This window comes from Streptomyces sp. NPDC008125, from assembly GCF_042957125.1.
In the GTDB taxonomy this organism is placed as follows: Bacteria; Actinomycetota; Actinomycetes; order Streptomycetales; family Streptomycetaceae; genus Streptomyces.
On the sequence record NZ_JBIBHR010000002.1, the window covers coordinates 492903 to 511797 of the forward strand.

The 18895-nt window shown below is 70.1% G+C and carries 14 protein-coding genes; 7 read left to right on the top strand and 7 right to left on the bottom strand.

The features are described from left to right. Nucleotides 1–3: 3 nt before the first annotated feature. The 3 genes from ACFZAX_RS04925 to pknB all read left to right on the top strand — a co-directional run bounded on the left by ACFZAX_RS04925 (nucleotide 4) and on the right by pknB (nucleotide 5067). The gene (locus ACFZAX_RS04925; RefSeq protein WP_390959126.1) at nucleotides 4–1422 is read left to right on the top strand and encodes an FtsW/RodA/SpoVE family cell cycle protein; all 1419 of its coding nucleotides are present in this window, start codon (nucleotides 4–6) and stop codon (nucleotides 1420–1422) included. After that, nucleotides 1419–2873, top strand: a complete 1455-nt coding sequence (locus tag ACFZAX_RS04930) for a penicillin-binding transpeptidase domain-containing protein (protein WP_390959128.1) — start codon at nucleotides 1419–1421, stop codon at nucleotides 2871–2873. The genes ACFZAX_RS04925 and ACFZAX_RS04930 overlap by 4 nt, the downstream gene beginning before the upstream one ends. 187 nt (nucleotides 2874–3060) lie before the next feature. Further along, the gene (gene pknB, locus ACFZAX_RS04935; protein ID WP_390959130.1) at nucleotides 3061–5067 is read left to right on the top strand and encodes a Stk1 family PASTA domain-containing Ser/Thr kinase; all 2007 of its coding nucleotides are present in this window, start codon (nucleotides 3061–3063) and stop codon (nucleotides 5065–5067) included. A gap of 133 nt (nucleotides 5068–5200) precedes the next feature. Here pknB and ACFZAX_RS04940 read toward each other — a convergent pair whose 3' ends face one another. From ACFZAX_RS04940 to ACFZAX_RS04960, 5 genes are all read right to left on the bottom strand, one after another. Continuing rightward, complete coding sequence (locus ACFZAX_RS04940) at nucleotides 5201–5941, bottom strand: class E sortase (protein WP_390959132.1); 741 nt, start codon at nucleotides 5939–5941, stop codon at nucleotides 5201–5203. Nucleotides 5942–6004: 63 nt separating this feature from the next. Beyond that, nucleotides 6005–7324, bottom strand: a complete 1320-nt coding sequence (locus tag ACFZAX_RS04945; protein WP_390959255.1) for a class E sortase — start codon at nucleotides 7322–7324, stop codon at nucleotides 6005–6007. 323 nt (nucleotides 7325–7647) lie between these two features. Then, nucleotides 7648–8286 carry an aminodeoxychorismate/anthranilate synthase component II gene (locus tag ACFZAX_RS04950; RefSeq protein ID WP_390959134.1) on the bottom strand — a complete coding sequence of 213 codons (639 nt, stop codon included), beginning with the start codon at nucleotides 8284–8286 and terminating at the stop codon, nucleotides 7648–7650. Then, the gene (locus tag ACFZAX_RS04955; protein ID WP_390959136.1) at nucleotides 8283–8468 is read right to left on the bottom strand and encodes a hypothetical protein; all 186 of its coding nucleotides are present in this window, start codon (nucleotides 8466–8468) and stop codon (nucleotides 8283–8285) included. Before ACFZAX_RS04955 ends, ACFZAX_RS04950 begins: the two co-directional genes overlap by 4 nt. 118 nt (nucleotides 8469–8586) lie before the next feature. Continuing rightward, a complete protein-coding gene (locus ACFZAX_RS04960; RefSeq protein WP_390959138.1) occupies nucleotides 8587–9354 on the bottom strand; it encodes a DUF881 domain-containing protein in 768 nt (255 codons plus the stop codon). Nucleotides 9355–9491: 137 nt separating this feature from the next. Between ACFZAX_RS04960 and crgA the strand changes: the two genes are divergently transcribed. Next, nucleotides 9492–9746 carry a cell division protein CrgA gene (crgA, locus tag ACFZAX_RS04965; protein ID WP_327176833.1) on the top strand — a complete coding sequence of 85 codons (255 nt, stop codon included), beginning with the start codon at nucleotides 9492–9494 and terminating at the stop codon, nucleotides 9744–9746. 469 nt (nucleotides 9747–10215) lie between these two features. Here the strand turns inward: crgA and ACFZAX_RS04970 are convergent, their stop codons facing one another. Beyond that, the gene (locus tag ACFZAX_RS04970) at nucleotides 10216–11124 is read right to left on the bottom strand and encodes a rhomboid family intramembrane serine protease (protein WP_390959139.1); all 909 of its coding nucleotides are present in this window, start codon (nucleotides 11122–11124) and stop codon (nucleotides 10216–10218) included. Between the two features lie 198 nt (nucleotides 11125–11322). Continuing rightward, entirely contained in the window at nucleotides 11323–11850 is a 528-nt protein-coding gene (locus ACFZAX_RS04975) for a peptidylprolyl isomerase (RefSeq protein WP_390959141.1), read from the bottom strand. Nucleotides 11851–12179: 329 nt separating this feature from the next. On the opposite strand from ACFZAX_RS04975, the gene ACFZAX_RS04980 reads away from it, so the two are divergent. From ACFZAX_RS04980 to ACFZAX_RS04990, 3 genes are all read left to right on the top strand, one after another. Continuing rightward, nucleotides 12180–12890, top strand: coding sequence for a DUF5324 family protein (locus ACFZAX_RS04980; protein ID WP_390959257.1), 711 nt, complete (start codon nucleotides 12180–12182; stop codon nucleotides 12888–12890). 410 nt (nucleotides 12891–13300) lie between these two features. Then, the gene (locus ACFZAX_RS04985) at nucleotides 13301–14584 is read left to right on the top strand and encodes a SpoIIE family protein phosphatase (protein ID WP_390959142.1); all 1284 of its coding nucleotides are present in this window, start codon (nucleotides 13301–13303) and stop codon (nucleotides 14582–14584) included. Between the two features lie 803 nt (nucleotides 14585–15387). After that, a complete protein-coding gene (locus ACFZAX_RS04990) occupies nucleotides 15388–18666 on the top strand; it encodes a glycoside hydrolase family 3 C-terminal domain-containing protein (protein ID WP_390959144.1) in 3279 nt (1092 codons plus the stop codon). The last annotated feature ends 229 nt before the right edge of the window (nucleotides 18667–18895 follow it).

Here is an 18895-nt window from a genome sequence, read left to right on the forward strand (position 1 = left end):
ACCATGAGCGTTGTCACCAACACGACCACCATCGGCGCGATCGACGCACCGAGCCGCCGCAACACCGAGCTGATGATGATGGTGTTCGCCATCGTCATCTCGGTGTTCGCGTACGCCAACGTCGGTCTCGCCATCGACGGCAAGCTGCCGTCCGGAATGCTGGGCTACGGCGCCGGGCTCGTCCTGCTCGGCGGCGTCGCCCACCTCGTGGTGCGCAAGTTCGCGCCGTACGCCGACCCGCTGCTGCTGCCGCTGGCCACCCTGCTCAACGGTCTGGGGCTGGTGCTGATCTGGCGCCTCGACCAGTCGCAGCGGCTGATCCAGCGCGCGGAACAGATGGGGTACACGTACAGCCCGGACGCGCCCAAGCAGTTGCTGTACTCGGCGATCGGGGTCGCCTTCTTCGTCGCCGTGCTGATGGTCCTCAAGGACCACCGCGTGCTCCAGCGCTACACGTACATCTCCATGGTCGTGGCGCTGATCCTGCTGATCAGCCCGATCTTCTTCCCCGAGGTGAACGGCGCGAAGATCTGGATCAGCCTGGGTCCCTTCTCCATCCAGCCGGGGGAGTTCGCGAAGATCTTCATCGCGATCTTCTTCTCGGGCTATCTCATGGTGAAGCGGGACGCGCTGGCCCTGGCGAGCCGCCGGTTCATGGGGATGTACCTGCCCCGCGGCCGTGACCTCGGTCCGATCCTGACGATCTGGGCGCTGTCGATCCTGATCCTGGTCTTCGAGACGGACCTCGGTACCTCCCTGCTCTTCTTCGGCCTCTTCATCGTCATGCTCTACGTGGCGACGGAGCGGACCAGCTGGATCGTCTTCGGTCTGCTGATGTCCGCGGCGGGCGCGGTCGGTGTCGCGACCTTCGAGCCGCACGTCCAGCAGCGCGTGGACGCCTGGCTCGACCCGTTCAAGGGCTTCGGTCAGGGCGGGAGCGGCGCGAGCGAGCAGATCGCCCAGTCCCTGATGTCGTTCGGCTCCGGAGGCACCCTCGGCTCCGGCCTCGGCCAGGGCCACTCGGACCTGATCATGTTCGCCGCCAACGCCGACTTCATCCTCTCCACCGTCGGCGAGGAGCTCGGGCTGGCCGGAATGATGGCGGTCCTGCTGGTCTACGGCCTGATCGTCGAGCGCGGCATCCGTACGGCACTCGCGGCCCGCGACCCGTTCGGCAAGCTCCTCGCGGTCGGCCTCTCCGGCGCCTTCGCCATCCAGGTCTTCGTCGTCGCCGGCGGTGTGATGGGTCTCATCCCGCTCAGCGGCATGACGATGCCGTTCCTGGCGTACGGCGGTTCGTCCGTGCTCGCCAACTGGGCGCTGATCGCCGTCCTCATCCGGATCAGCGACACCGCGCGCCGCCCGGCGCCCGCCCCCGCCCCTTCGCCCGACGCCGAGATGACTCAGGTGGTCCGTCCGTGAACAAGCCCCTGCGCCGGATCGCGATCTTCTGCGGCGTCCTCATCCTGGCCCTGCTGGTCCGTACGAACTACCTCCAGTACGTCCGCGCCGACGAGCTGAACTCGCGCGACGAGAACCGGCGCGTCCGGATCGAGCGGTACGCCCACGAGCGCGGCGACATCATCGTCGACGGCAAGGCCATCACCGGCTCGGTCGAGACGGACGGCAGCGACTTCAAGTACAAGCGGGTCTGGAAGGACGGACCCATGTGGGCCCCCGTCACCGGGTACTCCTCGCAGGCCTTCGACTCCACGCAGCTGGAGAACATCGAGGACGGCATCCTCACGGGCAACGACGACCAGCTCTTCTTCAACCGCACCCTGTCGATGTTCACCGGGGACCAGAAGAAGGGCGGCAACGTCGTCACCACCCTCAACGGTGCCGCTCAGAAGGCCGCATTCGAGGGGCTCGGCGACCAGAAGGGCGCGGCCGTCGCGCTCGACCCGGAGACCGGCGCCATCCTGGCCCTGGCCAGCACGCCGTCCTACGACCCCTCGGTCTTCGCCGGCAACTCCAACAAGGACTCCGAGGCCCGCGCGAAGCTCCTCGCGGACAAGGACCAGCCCATGCTCAACCGGGCCCTGCGCGAGACCTACCCGCCGGGTTCGACGTTCAAGGTCGTCACCGCCGCCGCCGCCCTGGAGAACGGGCTCTACGACAACATCGACGACCCGACCAAGTCCCCGCTCCCCTGGGTACTCCCCGGAACCACCCTCCCGCTCAAGAACGAGGGCAACATCCCCTGCGAGAACGCCTCGCTCCGTGAGGCGTTGCGCTGGTCCTGCAACAGCGTCTTCGGCAAGGTGAGCGCCGACCTCGGCAACAAGAAGATGATCGAGGAGGCCGACAAGTTCGGCTTCAACCAGGAGATCTTCACACCGGTCCGCGCCGACAAGAGCGTCTTCCCCGAGGACATCCCGTCGCAGAGCGCCATGGCGGGCATCGGCCAGGCGTCCAACCGCGCCACCCCGCTCCAGATGGCCATGGTGGCCTCGGCGATCGCCAATGACGGCAAGCTCATGCAGCCGTACATGATCGCCTCCCGCCAGGCGCCGAACACGGACACCATCGACACGGCCGAGCCGAAGGAGATGAGCCGTCCCGTCTCGGCCGAGAACGCCCAGAAGATCCAGCAGATGATGGAGACCGTCGTCGAGAAGGGCACGGGAACCACCGCCCGGATCGACGGCGTCACCGTCGGCGGCAAGACCGGTACCGCCGAGAACGGCCTGAACAACAGCAAGAAGCCGTACGCCTGGTTCATCTCGTACGCGAAGACCGACAAGGGCACCCCGGTCGCCGTCGCGGTCGTGGTCGCGGACAGCAAGGCCAACCGCGAGAACATCTCCGGTGGCGGTCTGGCCGCCCCGATCGCGAAGGCCATCATGAAGGCGGTCATCGACAGCAAGTAGGGGCGGGACGGCCCCGGGCAAGGCCCCGACGCCCGACCGCCATACCGGACATCGGGATACCGGTCGGATATCGGCTGACGGGTGCGGGCCGAACGCGTCGCGTGTGCCCGGTAGCGTATGCGCGAACAGCGCACCGCCGGACCACACACGGGTGCGGTCGGGACTGACGGAGAGGGCTGGAACAGTGATGGAAGAGCCGCGTCGCCTCGGCGGCCGGTACGAGCTGGGCTCGGTGCTCGGCCGTGGTGGCATGGCCGAGGTCTACCTCGCGCACGACACCCGGCTCGGCCGCACCGTAGCCGTGAAGACGCTCCGGGCCGATCTGGCCCGCGATCCGTCCTTCCAGGCCCGGTTCCGCCGAGAGGCCCAGTCTGCGGCCTCGCTCAACCACCCCGCGATCGTCGCCGTCTACGACACCGGCGAGGACTACGTGGACGGGGTCTCGATCCCGTACATCGTGATGGAGTACGTGGACGGTTCCACGCTCCGGGAGCTCCTGCACTCCGGCCGCAGACTGCTGCCCGAGCGCACCCTGGAGATGACGGTCGGAATCCTCCAGGCGCTGGAGTACTCGCACCGCGCCCAGATCGTGCACCGCGACATCAAGCCGGCCAACGTCATGCTGACGCGCACCGGCCAGGTCAAGGTCATGGACTTCGGCATCGCCCGTGCGATGGGTGACTCCGGCATGACGATGACGCAGACCGCCGCGGTCATCGGCACCGCCCAGTACCTCTCCCCGGAGCAGGCCAAGGGCGAGCAGGTCGACGCCCGCTCCGACCTGTACTCCACCGGCTGCCTGCTGTACGAACTGCTCGCGGTGCGGCCGCCCTTCATCGGGGACTCGCCCGTCGCGGTGGCCTACCAGCACGTCCGGGAAGAGCCTCAGCCGCCGAGCAACTTCGACCCCGAGATCACGCCCGAGATGGACGCGATCGTGCTGAAGGCGCTCACCAAGGACCCCGACTACCGCTACCAGTCCGCCGACGAGATGCGCGCCGACATCGAGGCCTGCCTCGACGGCCGCCCCGTCGCCGCGGCCGCCGCCATGGGCGCGGCGGGGTACGGCGCCTACGGCGGTTACGACGGCGGCTACGGCGGCGACCAGCCCACCACCGCCCTGCGCGCCACGGACGGCGGCGGCGGTCCGCAGACGTCGATGATGCCGCCGCTCAACCCCGACGACGGCGGCTACGGCTACGACGACCGCCCCGGCCGGCGGCGCCAGAACCAGAAGAAGAGCAACACCTCGACGATCCTCCTCGTCCTGGGCGGCGTCCTCGTGCTGATCGGGGCCATCCTGATCGGCCGCTACGTCTTCAGCGACACCGAGGACACCGGCGCGGTCCCCGTTCCGAACATGGTCGGATCGACGGTCACGGAGGCCCAACGGCTCGCGGACAACTCCGAGCTGGTCCTCAAGGTCGGCGACGAGAAGCCGTGCGAGGACCAGGAGAAGGGCAAGATCTGCGACCAGGACCCGTCCGGGGGTGAGCTGCAGAAGCACGACACCGTCACGGTCCACGTCTCCTCCGGCGCCCCCAAGGTCGAGGTCCCGGACGTCACGGAGAAGTCCAAGGACAGCGCCCGCGAGCAGTTGGAGGAGAAGGGCTTCTCCGTCAAGGTGGAGAGCGAGGAATCCGACGCGACCCCCGGCACGGTCACCAAGCAGAGCCCCGAGGGCGGCGCCCAGGCCGAGAAGGAGTCCGAGGTGACGATCACCGTCGCCACGGAGAAGCTCATCTCCGTGCCGGACGTCTCGACGTCGGGCCGTACGTTCGAGCAGGCCCAGAGCCAGCTGAACGGTCTCGGGTTCTCCAACGTCTCGCAGGCGGAGACCGACTCGACGGCCCCGGCGGGCACCGTGGTCGAGCAGACCCCCAAGGCCGGTACCGAGCAGGCCAAGGACGTCCAGATCGTGCTGAAGGTCTCCAAGGGACCGCCGCAGCCCGAGAAGGTGGCCGTCCCGGAGATCCGGAACCAGACGCTGGCAGCCGCCAAGGCCCTGCTCGCCCAGAGCGGACTGGTGCTCGGCAGCGTCGACGGCTCCTCCGACGACAACGCCATGGTCTTCAACGCCGATCCGGGCCCCGGCCAGCAGGTCGACAAGGGCAGTGCGGTCAACGTGAAGACGCTGGGCGGCAACGGGGGCGGGGGCGGCAACGGGGCCGGCGGAAACGGCCTCTTCGGCTGATCCGACCCCGGCGCACGTCCCTCGCGCACCACGACGAAGGGGCCCGGACCACCTCACGGCGGTCCGGGCCCCTTCATATGTTCTACGGGTGGTACGCCGGACCGGCGGTCACCCCGCCTGCGGCCGACTGCGGTCAGCGCAGCTCGGCCGGGGGCGTACGGTCGCTGTCGACCTTCTCCGTACGCTGCAGCTCGCCCCAGACGATGTAGCGGTACTTCGAGGTGTAGACCGGCGTGCAGGTCGTCAGGGTGATGTAGCGGCCTGGCTTGGTCACACCGGCCTCCTTCGGTACCTGCTGGAGCACGTCCACGTTGAACTTCGAGGTCTCCGGGAGCGTCTTGAACACCTTGTAGACGTACCAGGTGTCCTCCGTCTCGAAGACGATCGCGTCACCGGTGTGCACCTTGTCGATGTTGTGGAACTTCGCGCCGTGGCCGTCCCGGTGCGCGGCGAGCGTGAAGTTCCCCCGGGCCGCGGACGGCAGCGCGGCCGGGATCGGGTCGGTGTAGTAGCCGGCGACGCCGTCGTTGAGGATCTTGGTGTCGGTGCCCTTCCTGACCAGCACCTCACCGTTCTTCATGGCGGGCACGTGCAGGAAGCCGATGCCGCCCTCCGTATCCAGCGCGCCCGGTCCGTCGGCCGCCTTCCAGCCGTCACGGACGGCGTGGCTCTGCTGGTCGGCCTCGTGGTCGGCGACCACGTTCGTCCACCACAGCGAGTACACGACGAAGAGACCGAGCACCAGCCCCGCGGTGATGAGGAGTTCACCCACGACGCTGACGGCCGCCGCGACCACATGGCGCCGAACCGGCTCCGCCGCGCGGGGCGGAGCCGGTTCGCCGGCCCGCGCCTCGTGCTCGGTCCTCGCTACCACCGCAACCGTCCCTTGTCGTGGGGTTGTCCGCCGCCGGGAGGATCGCCCGCGAGCGCGCTGTCGTCAGTCCAGGAGAGCGTCGGGCTTGCCCTTGCTCCGAGGCCGCTCGTCGACCATCTTGCCCCACACGATCAGGCGGTAGGTACTGGTGAATTCCGGCGTACAGGTCGTCAGGGTGATGTAGCGGCCGGGCGCCGTGAAGCCGGACCCGGCAGGCACCGGACTGATCACCGACACGTTGGACGGCGAGGTCTGCGCGAGCGTCTTCGTCATCTCGTACGTGTAGTACGCGTCCTGGGTCTCGACCACGACCTTGTCGCCCGGACTCAGCCTGTTGATGTAACGGAACGGCTCACCATGGGTGTTGCGGTGGCCGGCCAACGCGAAGTTGCCCTGGCGGGCCGAGGGCATCGCGGTCTTCAGCGCGCCCTCGCCGTAGTGGCCGACCATGCCCCGGTCGAGCACCTTCTCCTTGCTGGTGCCCTCGGCGATGGGCGCGACGATGTCGAGTTTCGGGATGTGGATGATCGCGAAGCCCTGACCGGGCTCGAAGACTCCGGGGTCCCGGGCACCGGCCGCCCACTGGTCCTGGATCTTGTGGGTCTCCTGGCCCGCGATCCGGTCGGCCCGGACGTTGGTCCACCAGAGCTGGTACCCGACGAACAGCAGCATCAGCACGCCGAGCGAGATGAAGAGTTCACCGACGACCCGGCTGGCCACGACCGCCGGGCTGTCCTTGGCCGCGCGGGCCGCCCGGCGGGCCTCCACCCGCGACATCGGCCGGGCGGTCTCCGCGCCCCCCGCCCCGGCCCCGGGGCCGCTCCCCCCGGACGGCGCGGGCCGGGGCGGACGGCGGCGACCGCCCGCCTTGGCCGCCCGGCGCCGCTCCGCCCGTCCGCCCGGAGCCGGGCCGTCCTCGGGATCCCCGGTGCTTACGGGCCCGTCCGTCCCGGCGGGCCGGAGCGTCCGCAGGGCGACGGTCTCGTCGTGCGGCGGGAGTCGGCCGTGGTCGGGCACGTCCAGCGCGGGGAGGACGGCGGTCGCCGGCTCGTCCGCGACCGCGCCGGAGAACGCCTGCGCCCCGCCACCCGGCCCGGCGCCGGCGCGCGTGCCGTAGCCGGAGACGGTGGGCCCGGCCGGCCCGGACGGTACAGCCGGGCCGGGCGGTACGGCCGGCCCGGACCGTCCCATGGGGCGGGTCACGCCGGTCACGCCGGTCGCATCGGTGCTCCCGGGAGCCGCGGTCCGTTCGGTGGCCCCGGTCGGCCCGGGCGCCGGCGTCCGCCGGTCCTGTCCGCCGTACCAGTCGCGGCGGTAGCCCTCGGGGTCGTACCACTCGCCGGGCTCGCCGGGCTGCCGGAGGCCCTCCTGCGGGCCGTACAGGGGCTGTTGGGGGTCCTGGCGCTGCTGGACTCCCGCGGGCTGCTGTGGCGGCCGTGGTCGCGCCGTACGGGCTCTCAGGGAGCTCTCCACGACCACGCCCTCCACGACGCGTCCGCCCGCGGGCGGACGTTCGGCGGGCGGGCTGCCCGGTGCGCTCTCCAACGGTCCGTCCCCTGCGTGGCGCCCCGGAGGCGGGGCGTAGCTCCCCGGCAGCGGGTCGTTCAGCGGATCCGCCAGCCGGCCCACCGCGTCCTCGAACGAACCGCCCGTCCCGCGCCTCGGCGGGTACTCCTCACCGGCGTCGTGCCCGGGACGGAGTGCGGTCACGCGACGGCCTTGCCCACCACCGGCGTGAGCCCCGCCGATCTGTCGACCGCGCCCGCGTCCCCGCACCGGACGAGCCAGTTGGCCAGCATCAGGTGTCCGTGCTCGGTGAGCACCGACTCGGGGTGGAACTGCACGCCCTCGACCGGCAGATCACGGTGGCGCAGCCCCATGACGATGCCGTCGGCGGTCCGCGCGGTGACCTCCAGCTCGGCCGGGAACGCCGAGGGTTCGGCGGCCAGCGAGTGGTAGCGGGTGGCGGTGAAGGGGGACGGCAGTCCCGCGAAGACGCCCTGCCCGTCGTGGCTCACCGGCGAGGTCTTGCCGTGCAGCAGCTCGGGGGCCCGGTCCACCACCCCGCCGTACGCCACGGCCATCGCCTGCATGCCGAGGCAGACACCGAAGACGGGCACGCCCGTGGCCGCGCAGTGACGCACCATGTCGATGCAGACGCCCGCCTGCTCGGGGGCACCGGGGCCGGGCGAGAGCAGGACCCCGTCGAAACCGTCCTGGGCGTGGGCGGTGGTGACCTCGTCGTTGCGCAGCACCTCGCACTCCGCGCCGAGCTGGTAGAGGTACTGCACGAGGTTGAAAACGAAGCTGTCGTAGTTGTCCACGACCAGAATGCGTGCGCTCACTGCCCTGTCTCCGCTCCGGCGCTCTGGCCGTCCACCGTCACGTCACCGAACGGGAGCAGTGGCTCCGCCCAGGGGAAGACGTACTGGAACAGTGCGTAGACGACCGCCAGGACGAGCGCGAGCGAGATGACTCCCCGCACCCACGCGTTGCCCGGCAGATGCCGCCAGATCCAGCCGTACATGCTGCCCCTCCATTCGGTTCGGGACCAGACTAAAGGTCGGTGGCCCGGGCGTGGGGCAGCTGTGGAAAGCCACAGCGAGCGGGGGGAAGCCCGCCCTCCGGTACGGCTCCCGCCGCCGCTACCCGACGGGCCGCGCGTAGTGGAGGTCGATCGTGCCGGCGTACGCGGGCAGGCGCGTCCTGTCGTCCTCGTCGAGCTTCCAGCCGAGGCCGTAGGCCTTCACGTACAGCTGGTAGTTCTGCAGGGCCGTGGAGGCGCCCAGCGCCTTGCGGAGCTCGTCCGGGTCGCCCACCGCGGTCACCTTGTACGGCGGCGAGTAGACCCGGCCCTGGAGGATCAGGGTGTTGCCGACGCAGCGGACGGCGCTGGTGGAGATGAGCCGCTGGTCCATGACCTGGATGCCCTGGGCACCGCCGTCCCACAGCGCGTTGACGACGGCCTGCAGGTCCTGCTGGTGGATCACCAGGTCGTTGGGCTGCGGCTCCGGGTATCCGGGGTTCGCGGTGGCGTCCGGCGGGGCGTCGTCGAGCGTCACGCTGACGGACTTCCCGGTGATCGCGGTGGTCCCGGCCGACTTCTCCAGCGCCTTGCGCCGGGCGTCCTCCGCCTCGGTGCTGCCGTCGTCGCGCTGGACGAGCGCGTCGATCTGCGCGCGCACGGCCGCGTTCGAGTCGGTCAGCAACCCGTTCTTGTCGCTCCGCTCACCGATGAGGTCGGAGAGCTTGAGCAGGGAGGAGTCGCTGCGGATGTTGGTGCCCTTGGCCGTGTTGGCACTGGTCACGAAGATCAGTCCGGCGAGCGCGAAAACGGCAGCCGTGAGCACCCGGACCGGCCACTTCGAGGTGCGCCGGGCCGCCTCTTCGGAGGAGTCCGCGAGATTGCTCAACGTACCCTTATCTCATCAGGCGCCATGGAAGCACTACGCTAACGGACGCCCGGGGGAGGCAGCTTCCCCCCAGCGCCCTCGGGCGCCAGCCAAAGATCACTGCGCGGTCACGCAGCGCATCGACAGGAGCGTTCCTCGTGCCGAAGTCACGTATCCGCAAGAAGGCCGGTTTCACGCCCCTCGCGGCGAACCAGGCGACCACCATCAAGCTGGGAAACCGCGGCTGGATCGCTCCGGTGATGCTGGGGCTCTTCCTCATCGGTCTGGCCTGGATCGTCCTGTTCTACGTGACCGACGGCTCGCTCCCCATCGAGGCGCTCCACAACTGGAACATCGTGGTGGGCTTCGGGCTCATCGGCGGCGGCTTCGCCGTCTCCACGCAGTGGAAGTAGCCCGCTGACCCCGCTGCCCTCCGCTCCTGCCGTCCCTTTCCCGCGGCATGTGCGACAACCGCCCGACCCAGAAGGACCGCTTCACCCGAGATACCGGCGGAACCCGTGCGCGCACGGAGTCCGGCCGGCCTTCCGGGCGCCCGGTCCTGCGCGGACGACGGGGTTCCGGGCCGGGGACGGGGCCATGTGCGGGGCGGCGTTCGTACCGTGTGCGGGTCCTTCGCACGTCCTGCCCTGAAGTTACCCACAGAGTTATCCACAGGCGGGGGAAAAGGTCGGACGATCTGTGGATAACTACACCGTGGTTGACGCCGATGTGACTACAGCCTCCCTCATCCGGGGAGGCTGTAGTGACCACCTGAGCCAAGAAGGCCCTGTTCAGCGACAAGCCGAACACGCGTACCCCACTCTCCGTCGCCTCTCGATGTCACACTGTGGATAACTTCGCTCCAGGAGTGGACAGAATCCGTCAGGTCAGCGCGGCGGTACGAGCACAAACGATCAAAACGGTCATCAGGAGCACCAGCGCACAGGCTCCGAACTGCACCGCGTTCCGCCGTCCGCGCGGCGCGTGCACCAGGGCGACGGCGATGAGCGTGCCGGCGACCAGACCACCGAGATGGGCCTGCCACGCGATGCCCGACCGCAGGCTGAAGAGCACGTTCAACGCCAGGATGACGAGAACCGGCCGCAGGTCGTAGTTCATCCGCCGCATGAGCACGACGGTGGCGCCCAGCAGACCGAAGACGGCCCCGGAGGCCCCCAGGGAGCCCTGGTTCTGCGCGCTGAGCCAGTAGGTGAGCGCACTGCCCGCCAGCCCCGACAGCAGATACAGCGCGAGGAAGCGGACCCGGCCCAGTGCGGCCTCCAGAGGCCCGCCCAGCCACCACAGCCCCAGCATGTTGAAGGCGATGTGCAGGAGTTCCTCGTGGAGGAACATCGAGGTGAGCAGCCGGTACCACTGCCCCTCGGCAACCCCCGTCCAGCCGCCGGGAAACGGCTGGGGATCCCAGGCACGGCCGACCAGCATCAGGTCCTGGACCAGCCACGACCGGCCGGTCAGCCACACGGCGGCGAAGACCGCCACATTGATCGCGAGCAAGATCTTCGTGACCAGCCGGGGGTCGGCCGCCACCGCGCCGCCGGTGAGCGTACGAGGCCGCGAGGCCGCCGGGTGGTGGCCCGTACCGCCCCCGCTCCGTACGCACTCCGGACAGTGGAAACCCACGGAGGCGCTGATCATGCACTCGCTGCAGATCGGCCGGTCGCAGCGGGTGCAGCTGATCCCGGTCCCACGGTCCGGATGGCGGTAGCAGAACCGCGCCGCCCCGCCCTCTCCGGACGGGTCGCGGTCTGCCGGAGGCTGCTGCTGGTCCATCGTCCTGACCTCTCGGTCCTGTCGCTGCCAGTCCTGCCACTGCCAGTCCTGGTCCGTTATGTAACCGTACGGACCGTCGGTCCGAATGGTTCCCCGGGATCCCGCGTTCCCCTGGGTTCCCCGCGCGGAACATCACACACGGACGACAGCGCGGCAGCGGCGGATCGGCAGGACCGCAGAAAGCGACGGGCCAACGGGTCAGCGGTGCTCGACCACGACGGACTCCAGCACGACATCCTGGTACGGGCGGTTCGTCCGCGGGTTCGCCGGGAGCGACGCGATCGTGTCCACGACCTTGCGACCGGCCACACCGGGAACCTCGCCGAAAATCGTGTGCTTGCCCGTCAACCAGGCAGTCGGCGAGACGGTCACGAAGAACTGCGAACCGTTCGTCCCCGGCCCGGCATTCGCCATGGCCAGCAGATACGGCCGGGTGAACGCGAGCTCGGGGTGGAACTCGTCCGCGAACTCGTACCCCGGGCCGCCGGTCCCGTTCCCCAGCGGATCGCCGCCCTGGATCATGAAGTTCTCCAGAACCCGGTGGAAGACGGTGCCGTCGTAGAGGCGGCCCGCGGATCGGGCCCCCGTCGCCGGGTGGGTCCACTCACGGGCGCCGGTGGCGAGCTCGACGAAGTTCCGGACGGTCCTGGGAGCGTGGTTCGGCAGAAGCCGGATCTCGATGTCGCCCTGGCTGGTCCTCAGGGTGGCGTACAGCTGCTCGGCCACGGTCTGCCTTCCATCAATCCTCGGTCTGCGCGGAAAAGCTCCCCGATCCTCGCACGACGGGCTCTCCGCGCGCGGCGGCTGCGGAGGTACACCTCCCCGTGCCCCGTCCGGGCGTCTTCACCGGGACACACCCGCCCGGGCAGATGCCCGTACGGCGCGCCTCCACCCGAACCGTGGCATCGTCGTCCACGCACTCCATGATTCGGATTGACCGTATATGTCCCATGACCCGGATGCCCGCCCCGCATGCCCCGCAGAAGCCCCGCAGGCATGATTTCGGCATGGGCGGACAGGCGGAGTACCTACCCGCCACCAAGGAGGAGGATCACGTGACCCGCATCGACAGCGTGCGCGCCGCAACCGACTCGGCGAAGGAAAGCGCGCAGCACGCCGCGGAAGTGGTGGCGCCTTACGCCGACACAGCCAAGATCCAGGCCGCGCACTACGCCAACGAGGCCCGGGCGCGCCTCGCGCCCAAGGTTTCGGCGGCCGCGCAGCAGGCCCGCGTGCAGTACGTCGCACGCGTGGCCCCCCGTCTCGACCAGGCCCTCGCCCACGTACCCCCGAAGGTCGACGACGCCGCCCGGGTCGCTGCCGTACACACCCGCAAGGCGGCCAAGAACGCGGCCGACTACACCCTGCCCCGCTTCGAGTACGCGATGGCCGCTGCCGCTCCGGTCGCGGGGGAAGCCCAGGTACGCAGCGCGGCGGCCCTCGCCGCCCTGCGCGGTCAGGTCACCGCCCAGGACATTCACCGGCTCGCCAGGAAGAACGCGCGCCGGGCGAAGACCGGCCGGTTCGTCAAGGGGGCCCTCATCTTCTCGCTAATCGCCGGCGGCGCCTGTGCCGCCTGGCGTTGGTGGGACCGGCAGGCCAACCCGGACTGGCTGGTGGAGCCGTCCGAGCCCACGGCGGTCGGCTCCCCCGGGGCGCCGCTGACCTCCGTCGACGGCACCGACCTGGACCCCGAGGTCAGGGCCAAGCAGACGGACGCCGAGGCCGGCGACCCGAACGGCGCGAACCGCGACGACCGTCCCTGAGGACCGGCCCCACCCTCCCTGTTTCACGTGAAACAAGACCGCCCGGCGGATCAGCGTTTCACGTGAAACAGCCGCGTCCGCCCACCGTGGGCACCCAGCTTCCACCGCGTCCCCACCGTCGAGGGGCGTCGGACGACCGCAACGTCGTCCCACGCCCCTCGGTCGTCTCCGAAGACCGATCCGGGGAGCACTCTCCGGATGCCACCTCAGGAGACCGACCACTGACTCCGGCGCTCCGGGCACCGGGTCCCTGATCCGGCGCTCCGGAAACCCGCCCCGTGGTCCGGCCCTGAAAACCAACTCCGGAAACCGTCCTCGGACGCGCGGATGCGTGGCACCGGAGACCGTGATTCGCTGGCCAGGTGCCCTCCCGCCCCTCCCCACGCTCCTCACCGCCGGGGTCCGACCAGGTGCCCGCTCCCCACGGAACCGGGCTCCTCCGGCGCCGGCCTTGGCTGGACCGGGCACTGCTGGTGATCCTCGGACGGCCCCGGCGCCGACTCGGCTGGCTGTTGCCGCTCGTCCTGCTCGTGGTCGTCTGTTTCGCCGACTGGAACACCTCGGGCGACTTCCGGGTGCTGTCCTGGCTCGTGGTGGTCCCGGTCGTGGCCGCCGCCCTCTGCCCGGTCGGTACCACCGCCCTTTTCGCGATCGCCGCCGTGGCCGCGTACGGCGTGATCGACCAGGCGTGGGAGCACGAGTACCGCGCGGGGCTGCCCGACTTCATCCTCGTCTCCATGGGCGGCCTGCTCGCCGTCGCGGCTGCCTGGCTCCGCCGCCGGGGCGAACGGCGCTCACTCTCCGTCCGGAACGTCGCGGACACCACCCGGGCCACCGTGATCCGGCCGCTCCCGCCCAGCTGGGGCGGGCTGCTGCACGCGCACATCTACCTGCCCGCAGACGCGGAAGCCCGGCTCGGCGGCGACTTCTACGACATCCAGCCCAGCCCCTGGGGTACCCGCGCGCTCCTCGGCGACGTACAGGGCAAGGGCCTCGGAGCCGTGGCCGTGGCCGCCAATCTGCTGGGCACCTTCCGGGAGGCCGGTTTCCACCAGCCCGACCTCCGGGTGGTGGGCGAGCGCATGGAAGTCCGGATGGAACGCAACCGGCTGTACGAACAGGCCATGGGCTACAAGGACGGCGACCGGTTCGCCACCGCGGTCCTGCTGGACTTCCCGACACCCGGTTCCCCCGGCGGGTACGTCGACGTCATCAACTTCGGGCACGATCCGCCCTTCGCGGTCAGCGCGCGCGGGGTGCGCCGCCTGGACGCCGGCAGTGGGAGGCTCCCGCTCGGCCTCAACGAGCTGGCTCCTGCGTCGGAGCAGTCCGCGGTGCCCCACCGGATGCGCCTCGCGGAGGACGAGACCTTGCTGCTCACCACGGACGGGGTGACCGAGGCCCGCGACCGGGCGGGCGACTTCTTTCCGCTGGCCGAGGCGCTGGAGGCCGCCGTGGCCCGGGACCCGCGGCTCGCCGACTCGCCGTACCGCCTGGTCAGGGCCGTACGGGACCGGATGCTGGGGCACGTCTACGGAAGGCTCCAGGACGACACCACGATCTTCGCGGTACGCATGGCGCCACCGTCGGCGGGACCGGTCCAGCCGGCTCTGTCCGTCACCCGATGGACGGAGATCTCCCCGACCGCCACCGCCCTGCCCGGCCGTCAGGACTCCGCCGAACCACCTCGCTGACGACGGCCCCGGCAGGGCTCCGGTCGGCCGTGGGCGACGACCCGCGGCCCGCTCAGTGCGGGACGAGCGTCGTGCCCAGCCGGAGGGCGCCCAGCAGCTCGGCACGGGTACCGAGCCCGGCGGCCAGGAGTGCAGCCCGGTCGCGATGGCCGGCCGGGCGTGCCGACGGATCGCCGTGGTGATGCCTGCGACGAACGCCCCGGTGAACGTCCCACCTCCCCGCCCACGATCAGCGCCGACGGGTTGAGCAGGGTGCAGAACGCGGCGAGGACGCCGTCGAGCGTCCGGCCCGCCCTGTCCAGGATGCGGTCGGTCACCGGGTCGTCCACCTGCGGAAGAAAACGCGGCCCGGACACGCCTCCGGGGTGGGTGTGGGCGATCTGCGCCGCGAGCGCCGGGACCGGCACAACCGGGAACGCTGTGCCGACAACCTGTGAACCGGGTTCGTGGTGCATGAAGTTTCGTGCGAGGCGGTTCGGCGCCCTCTTCCGAGGGGTGCCTCCGGAACCGGTTCCGGGCCCGGACCTCTCGGCAACCCTTCTGACGTGCCCTTGTAGCAGGCCGTTCAGCTCCTGTCACGGTGTCTGACAGCCGGACAGCCCATCCCTTTTTTGGTCAATGAAGAGTTGAAAACCTTCCCTAACTCACGATGTTTTTGCCATTGACCACAGAAAAAGCCGCTCTTAGGGTCAGCTCAGCTCACGCCGAGCGGACGACCCTTCCGCGGACCTCCGGGCTGGAGGTTTGCCCGTCCGGCATGAACCTCCTATCTGGACAATGCGGTTGAGAGAGGACTTACTGACATGTACACCACACGTCTGCCCAGAGGTGTCCGCCGGGGCCGGGCCATCGCGATCGCCGCCGCCACCGCGGTCGTCGCCGGCGTCGTCCTCACCGGAGTCCCCGCAGCCGGCGCGGCCACGTCCAACCCCAGCCCCGCCGCGCTGGAGCTGAAGAACGCGGCACTGTCGCGGGAAGCCGCCGCCCAGGGCATGGTCCTCCTCGAGAACCACGACCACGCGCTCCCGATGCCCAAGAAGGGCAACATCGCGCTCTTCGGCGTCGGCGCCTACAAGACCGTCAAGGGCGGTACGGGCTCGGGCAACGTCAACAACCGGTACACGATCTCCGCCCGCCAGGGCCTGACCGACGCCGGCTACAAGGTCACCACGAGCGACGCCTACTGGTCCGCGATGACCCGGGCGTACGACACCAAGTACCCGTCCACCGCGGGCAGCACGTACGGCACCAGCGTCGACTACGCCTCCGTCGAGCAGCCGCTGACGGCCGCCGGCGTGACGCCCTCGGCCGCCACCGACACCGCGGTCTTCGTCCTCGCACGGAACTCCGGCGAAGGCTCAGACCGCACCTCCGGCAAGGGCGACTACCAGCTCACCGACATCGAGCGCGCCAACCTGAAGCTCCTCGGCCAGACGTACAAGCGCGTCGTCGTGGTGCTCAACACCGGCGGCATCGTGGACACCTCGTTCTTCCAGCAGATCAACAGCGAGGTCAAGCACGCTCCCGGCGGCCAGGCGCTCGACGCGCTGCTGCTGATGAGCCAGGCCGGCCAGGAGAGCGGCGCCGCCCTCACCGAGGTGCTGAACGGCACCGTGACCCCGTCGGGCAAGCTCACCGACACATGGGCCTCGCAGTACTCGTACTACCCGGCGTCCACCACCTTCGGGAAGAACGACAACGACCCGCTGACGGAGCAGTACACCGAGGGCATCTACGTCGGTTACCGCTACTTCGACTCGCTCTACAGGAAGATCAACCCGGCCGACCCGTCGAGCGTCGTCAACTACGCGTTCGGCTACGGCCAGTCGTACACCGACTTCGACATCGAGGCGCAGCAGGTCAAGGCCGACGCCAAGACCGTGAAGGTCACCGCGAAGGTCACCAACACCGGCCGCGCCCACTCCGGCAAGGAGGTCGTCCAGGTCTACGTGTCGGCCCCGCAGACCGGGCTCGACAAGGCGTACCAGCAGCTCACCGGCTACGCGAAGACCGACAACCTCGCCCCGGGCCAGTCCCAGACGGTGACGATCAGCTTCGACACCACCTCGCTCGCCGCCTACGACGAGTCCCGCGCGGCCTACGTCCTGGACGCCGGCGACTACGTCGTGCGCGTCGGCAACTCCTCCCGGAACACCCACGTCGCGGCCCGCCTGAACCTCGCGAAGTCCGTGGTCACCGAGCAGGACCACACCGAGCTGAACGACCAGAAGCCCGCCACCGAGCTCACCAGCTCAACGGCGGACTTCTACACCTACCCGGGTGAGAAGTCGGAGATCGCGCGGTCCGGCCGGATCAAGCTGAACCCTTCCTCGTTCCGTACGGAGAAGAAGGCGTCGCCGTACCAGCAGAACGTCCCGGTGGACTCCTCCTCCCCGTACTACGCGCTCGACGGCGACAAGATCTCCTCGACCACGGTCTACCTCGATCCGAAACAGAAGAACTGGGAAGGCACCGGCTCGGCGTACGCCCCGAAGACCGGTGAGCAGGTCAGCCACGTGTCCACGAGCACGGCGACCACCCTGTACGACGTCGCCAAGGGCAAGGCGACCATGGAGCAGTTCGTCGCCGGCCTGAGCGTCTCCCAGCTCGCCGACATCGTCGAGGGCTCCAGCGCCGCGGGCACCACGCTCACCGCCAAGGGCGCCGCCGGTTACACCACGCCGAACTACGAGAAGCTCGGCATCCCCGGCATGGCGCTCGCGGACGGCCCCGCCGGCCTCCGCCTCACGCAGCAGATCGGCACGGGCGACGCCACCACCTACCAGTTCGGCACCGCCTGGCCCGTCGGCACCCTGCTCGCCCAGAGCTGGGACCGCGGCCTGGTCGCCGAGGTCGGTACGGCCGTCGGTGAGGAGATGCAGGAGTACGGCGTCCAGCTCTGGCTCGCGCCGGGCATGAACATCCACCGTGACCCGCTCAACGGCCGCAACTTCGAGTACTACTCCGAGGACCCGCTGGTCTCCGGCCTGACCGCCGCGGCCACCACCGAGGGCGTCCAGTCCATCCCCGGCGTCGGCGTGACGATCAAGCACTTCGCCGAGAACTCGCAGGAGACCAACCGCACCACCAGCAACTCGGTGATCGGTGAGCGCACGCTGCGCGAGATCGAGCTCAAGGGCTTCGAGATCGCCGTCAAGGCCGCCCAGCCGATGTCCGTGATGAGCTCCTACAACAAGATCAACGGCACCTGGACGGCGAGCGACTACGACCTGCTCACCGACCTGCTGCGCGGCGAGTGGGGCTACAAGGGCACGGTCATGTCGGACTGGGGCGGCAGCCACGGCTCGCTGACCTCGATGTACGCCGGCAACGACCTCATCGAGCCCGGTGGCAACCCGGCCGAGGTCATCAACGCCATCAAGCAGGTGGCGCCGACCACCGACGTCACGGGCCTGCCCGTGTACAACAAGTCGGTGACCACCACCCGCACCAGCTACTCCTGGCAGTTCGGCGGCTTCACGCCGTCGGCCACCGGTGGTACGACCCTGACCACCACCGTCGACGCCGGGACCGACCTGTCGAAGACCCCCCTGTCCGGCGAGACCGTCCGGGACGCGTACAACAACCAGGTGTTCACCCCGAACGCCACGTACGCCTCGGTCGACGCCGCGTACAAGGCGGTCGCCGCGCTGCTCGACCCGAGCGCCGCCGGGCTGACCGCCGCCCAGAAGGCCGGCATCGGCCTGACCGACGTGCAGCACGCCACGGCCGGTGACGACAGCAGCCCGGTGGTCGCCTACACCGTCGCGATCAAGGGCGACTACCCCGCCCAGGGCTACCCGCTGCGCCTCGGCGACCTCCAGCGCAGCGCGATCCGCGTCCTCACCACCGCCGCGCAGAGCTCGTCGTTCGAGGAGCTCGCCGGCCTGAACGGCGTGAAGGGCATCGAGGTCGGCCCGTACACCTCGCAGTTCGAGAACCTGGAGCCCGCGGTCACCGCGAACCTGGGCAAGGTCTCCACGGCCTCCTCCGGCAACAGCCACGGCTCGGACGGCAAGGGCCACGACGACGGCCACGGTCCGAACGGCGACGGCCGCGACAAGGGCCACCCGGGACACTGATCCCACCGGGGTTCTGATCCGCGGGAGATTCCTGCCCTCCCGGGCGGCGGCCCGCACCGCTGCCGCCGCCCGCGGCCGGCCCCCTTCCACCCGGCCGCCCCCGGTCTGCTGCCCGCAGGCCGGGGGCGCCCCTGCGTCCAGGACCTCCGGATCCCTCGGGCTTCCCGCCCTCGCGCGGGGTGCCCCGGCGGCGATACCCTCGCGCCGGAACACCCTCACGGCGCGCCCA

What these genes read in the sequence shown, in the direction of transcription:
- ACFZAX_RS04925 (WP_390959126.1), top strand. Translation starts at nt 4, where the DNA reads ATGAGCGTTGTCACCAACACGACCACCATCGGCGCGATCGACGCACCG.
- pknB (WP_390959130.1), top strand. Translation starts at nt 3,061, where the DNA reads ATGGAAGAGCCGCGTCGCCTCGGCGGCCGGTACGAGCTGGGCTCGGTG.
- ACFZAX_RS04955 (WP_390959136.1), bottom strand. Translation starts at nt 8,468, where the DNA reads ATGTACGGCTGGATCTGGCGGCATCTGCCGGGCAACGCGTGGGTGCGG.
- ACFZAX_RS04970 (WP_390959139.1), bottom strand. Translation starts at nt 11,124, where the DNA reads ATGGACCAGCAGCAGCCTCCGGCAGACCGCGACCCGTCCGGAGAGGGC.
- ACFZAX_RS04990 (WP_390959144.1), top strand. Translation starts at nt 15,388, where the DNA reads ATGTACACCACACGTCTGCCCAGAGGTGTCCGCCGGGGCCGGGCCATC.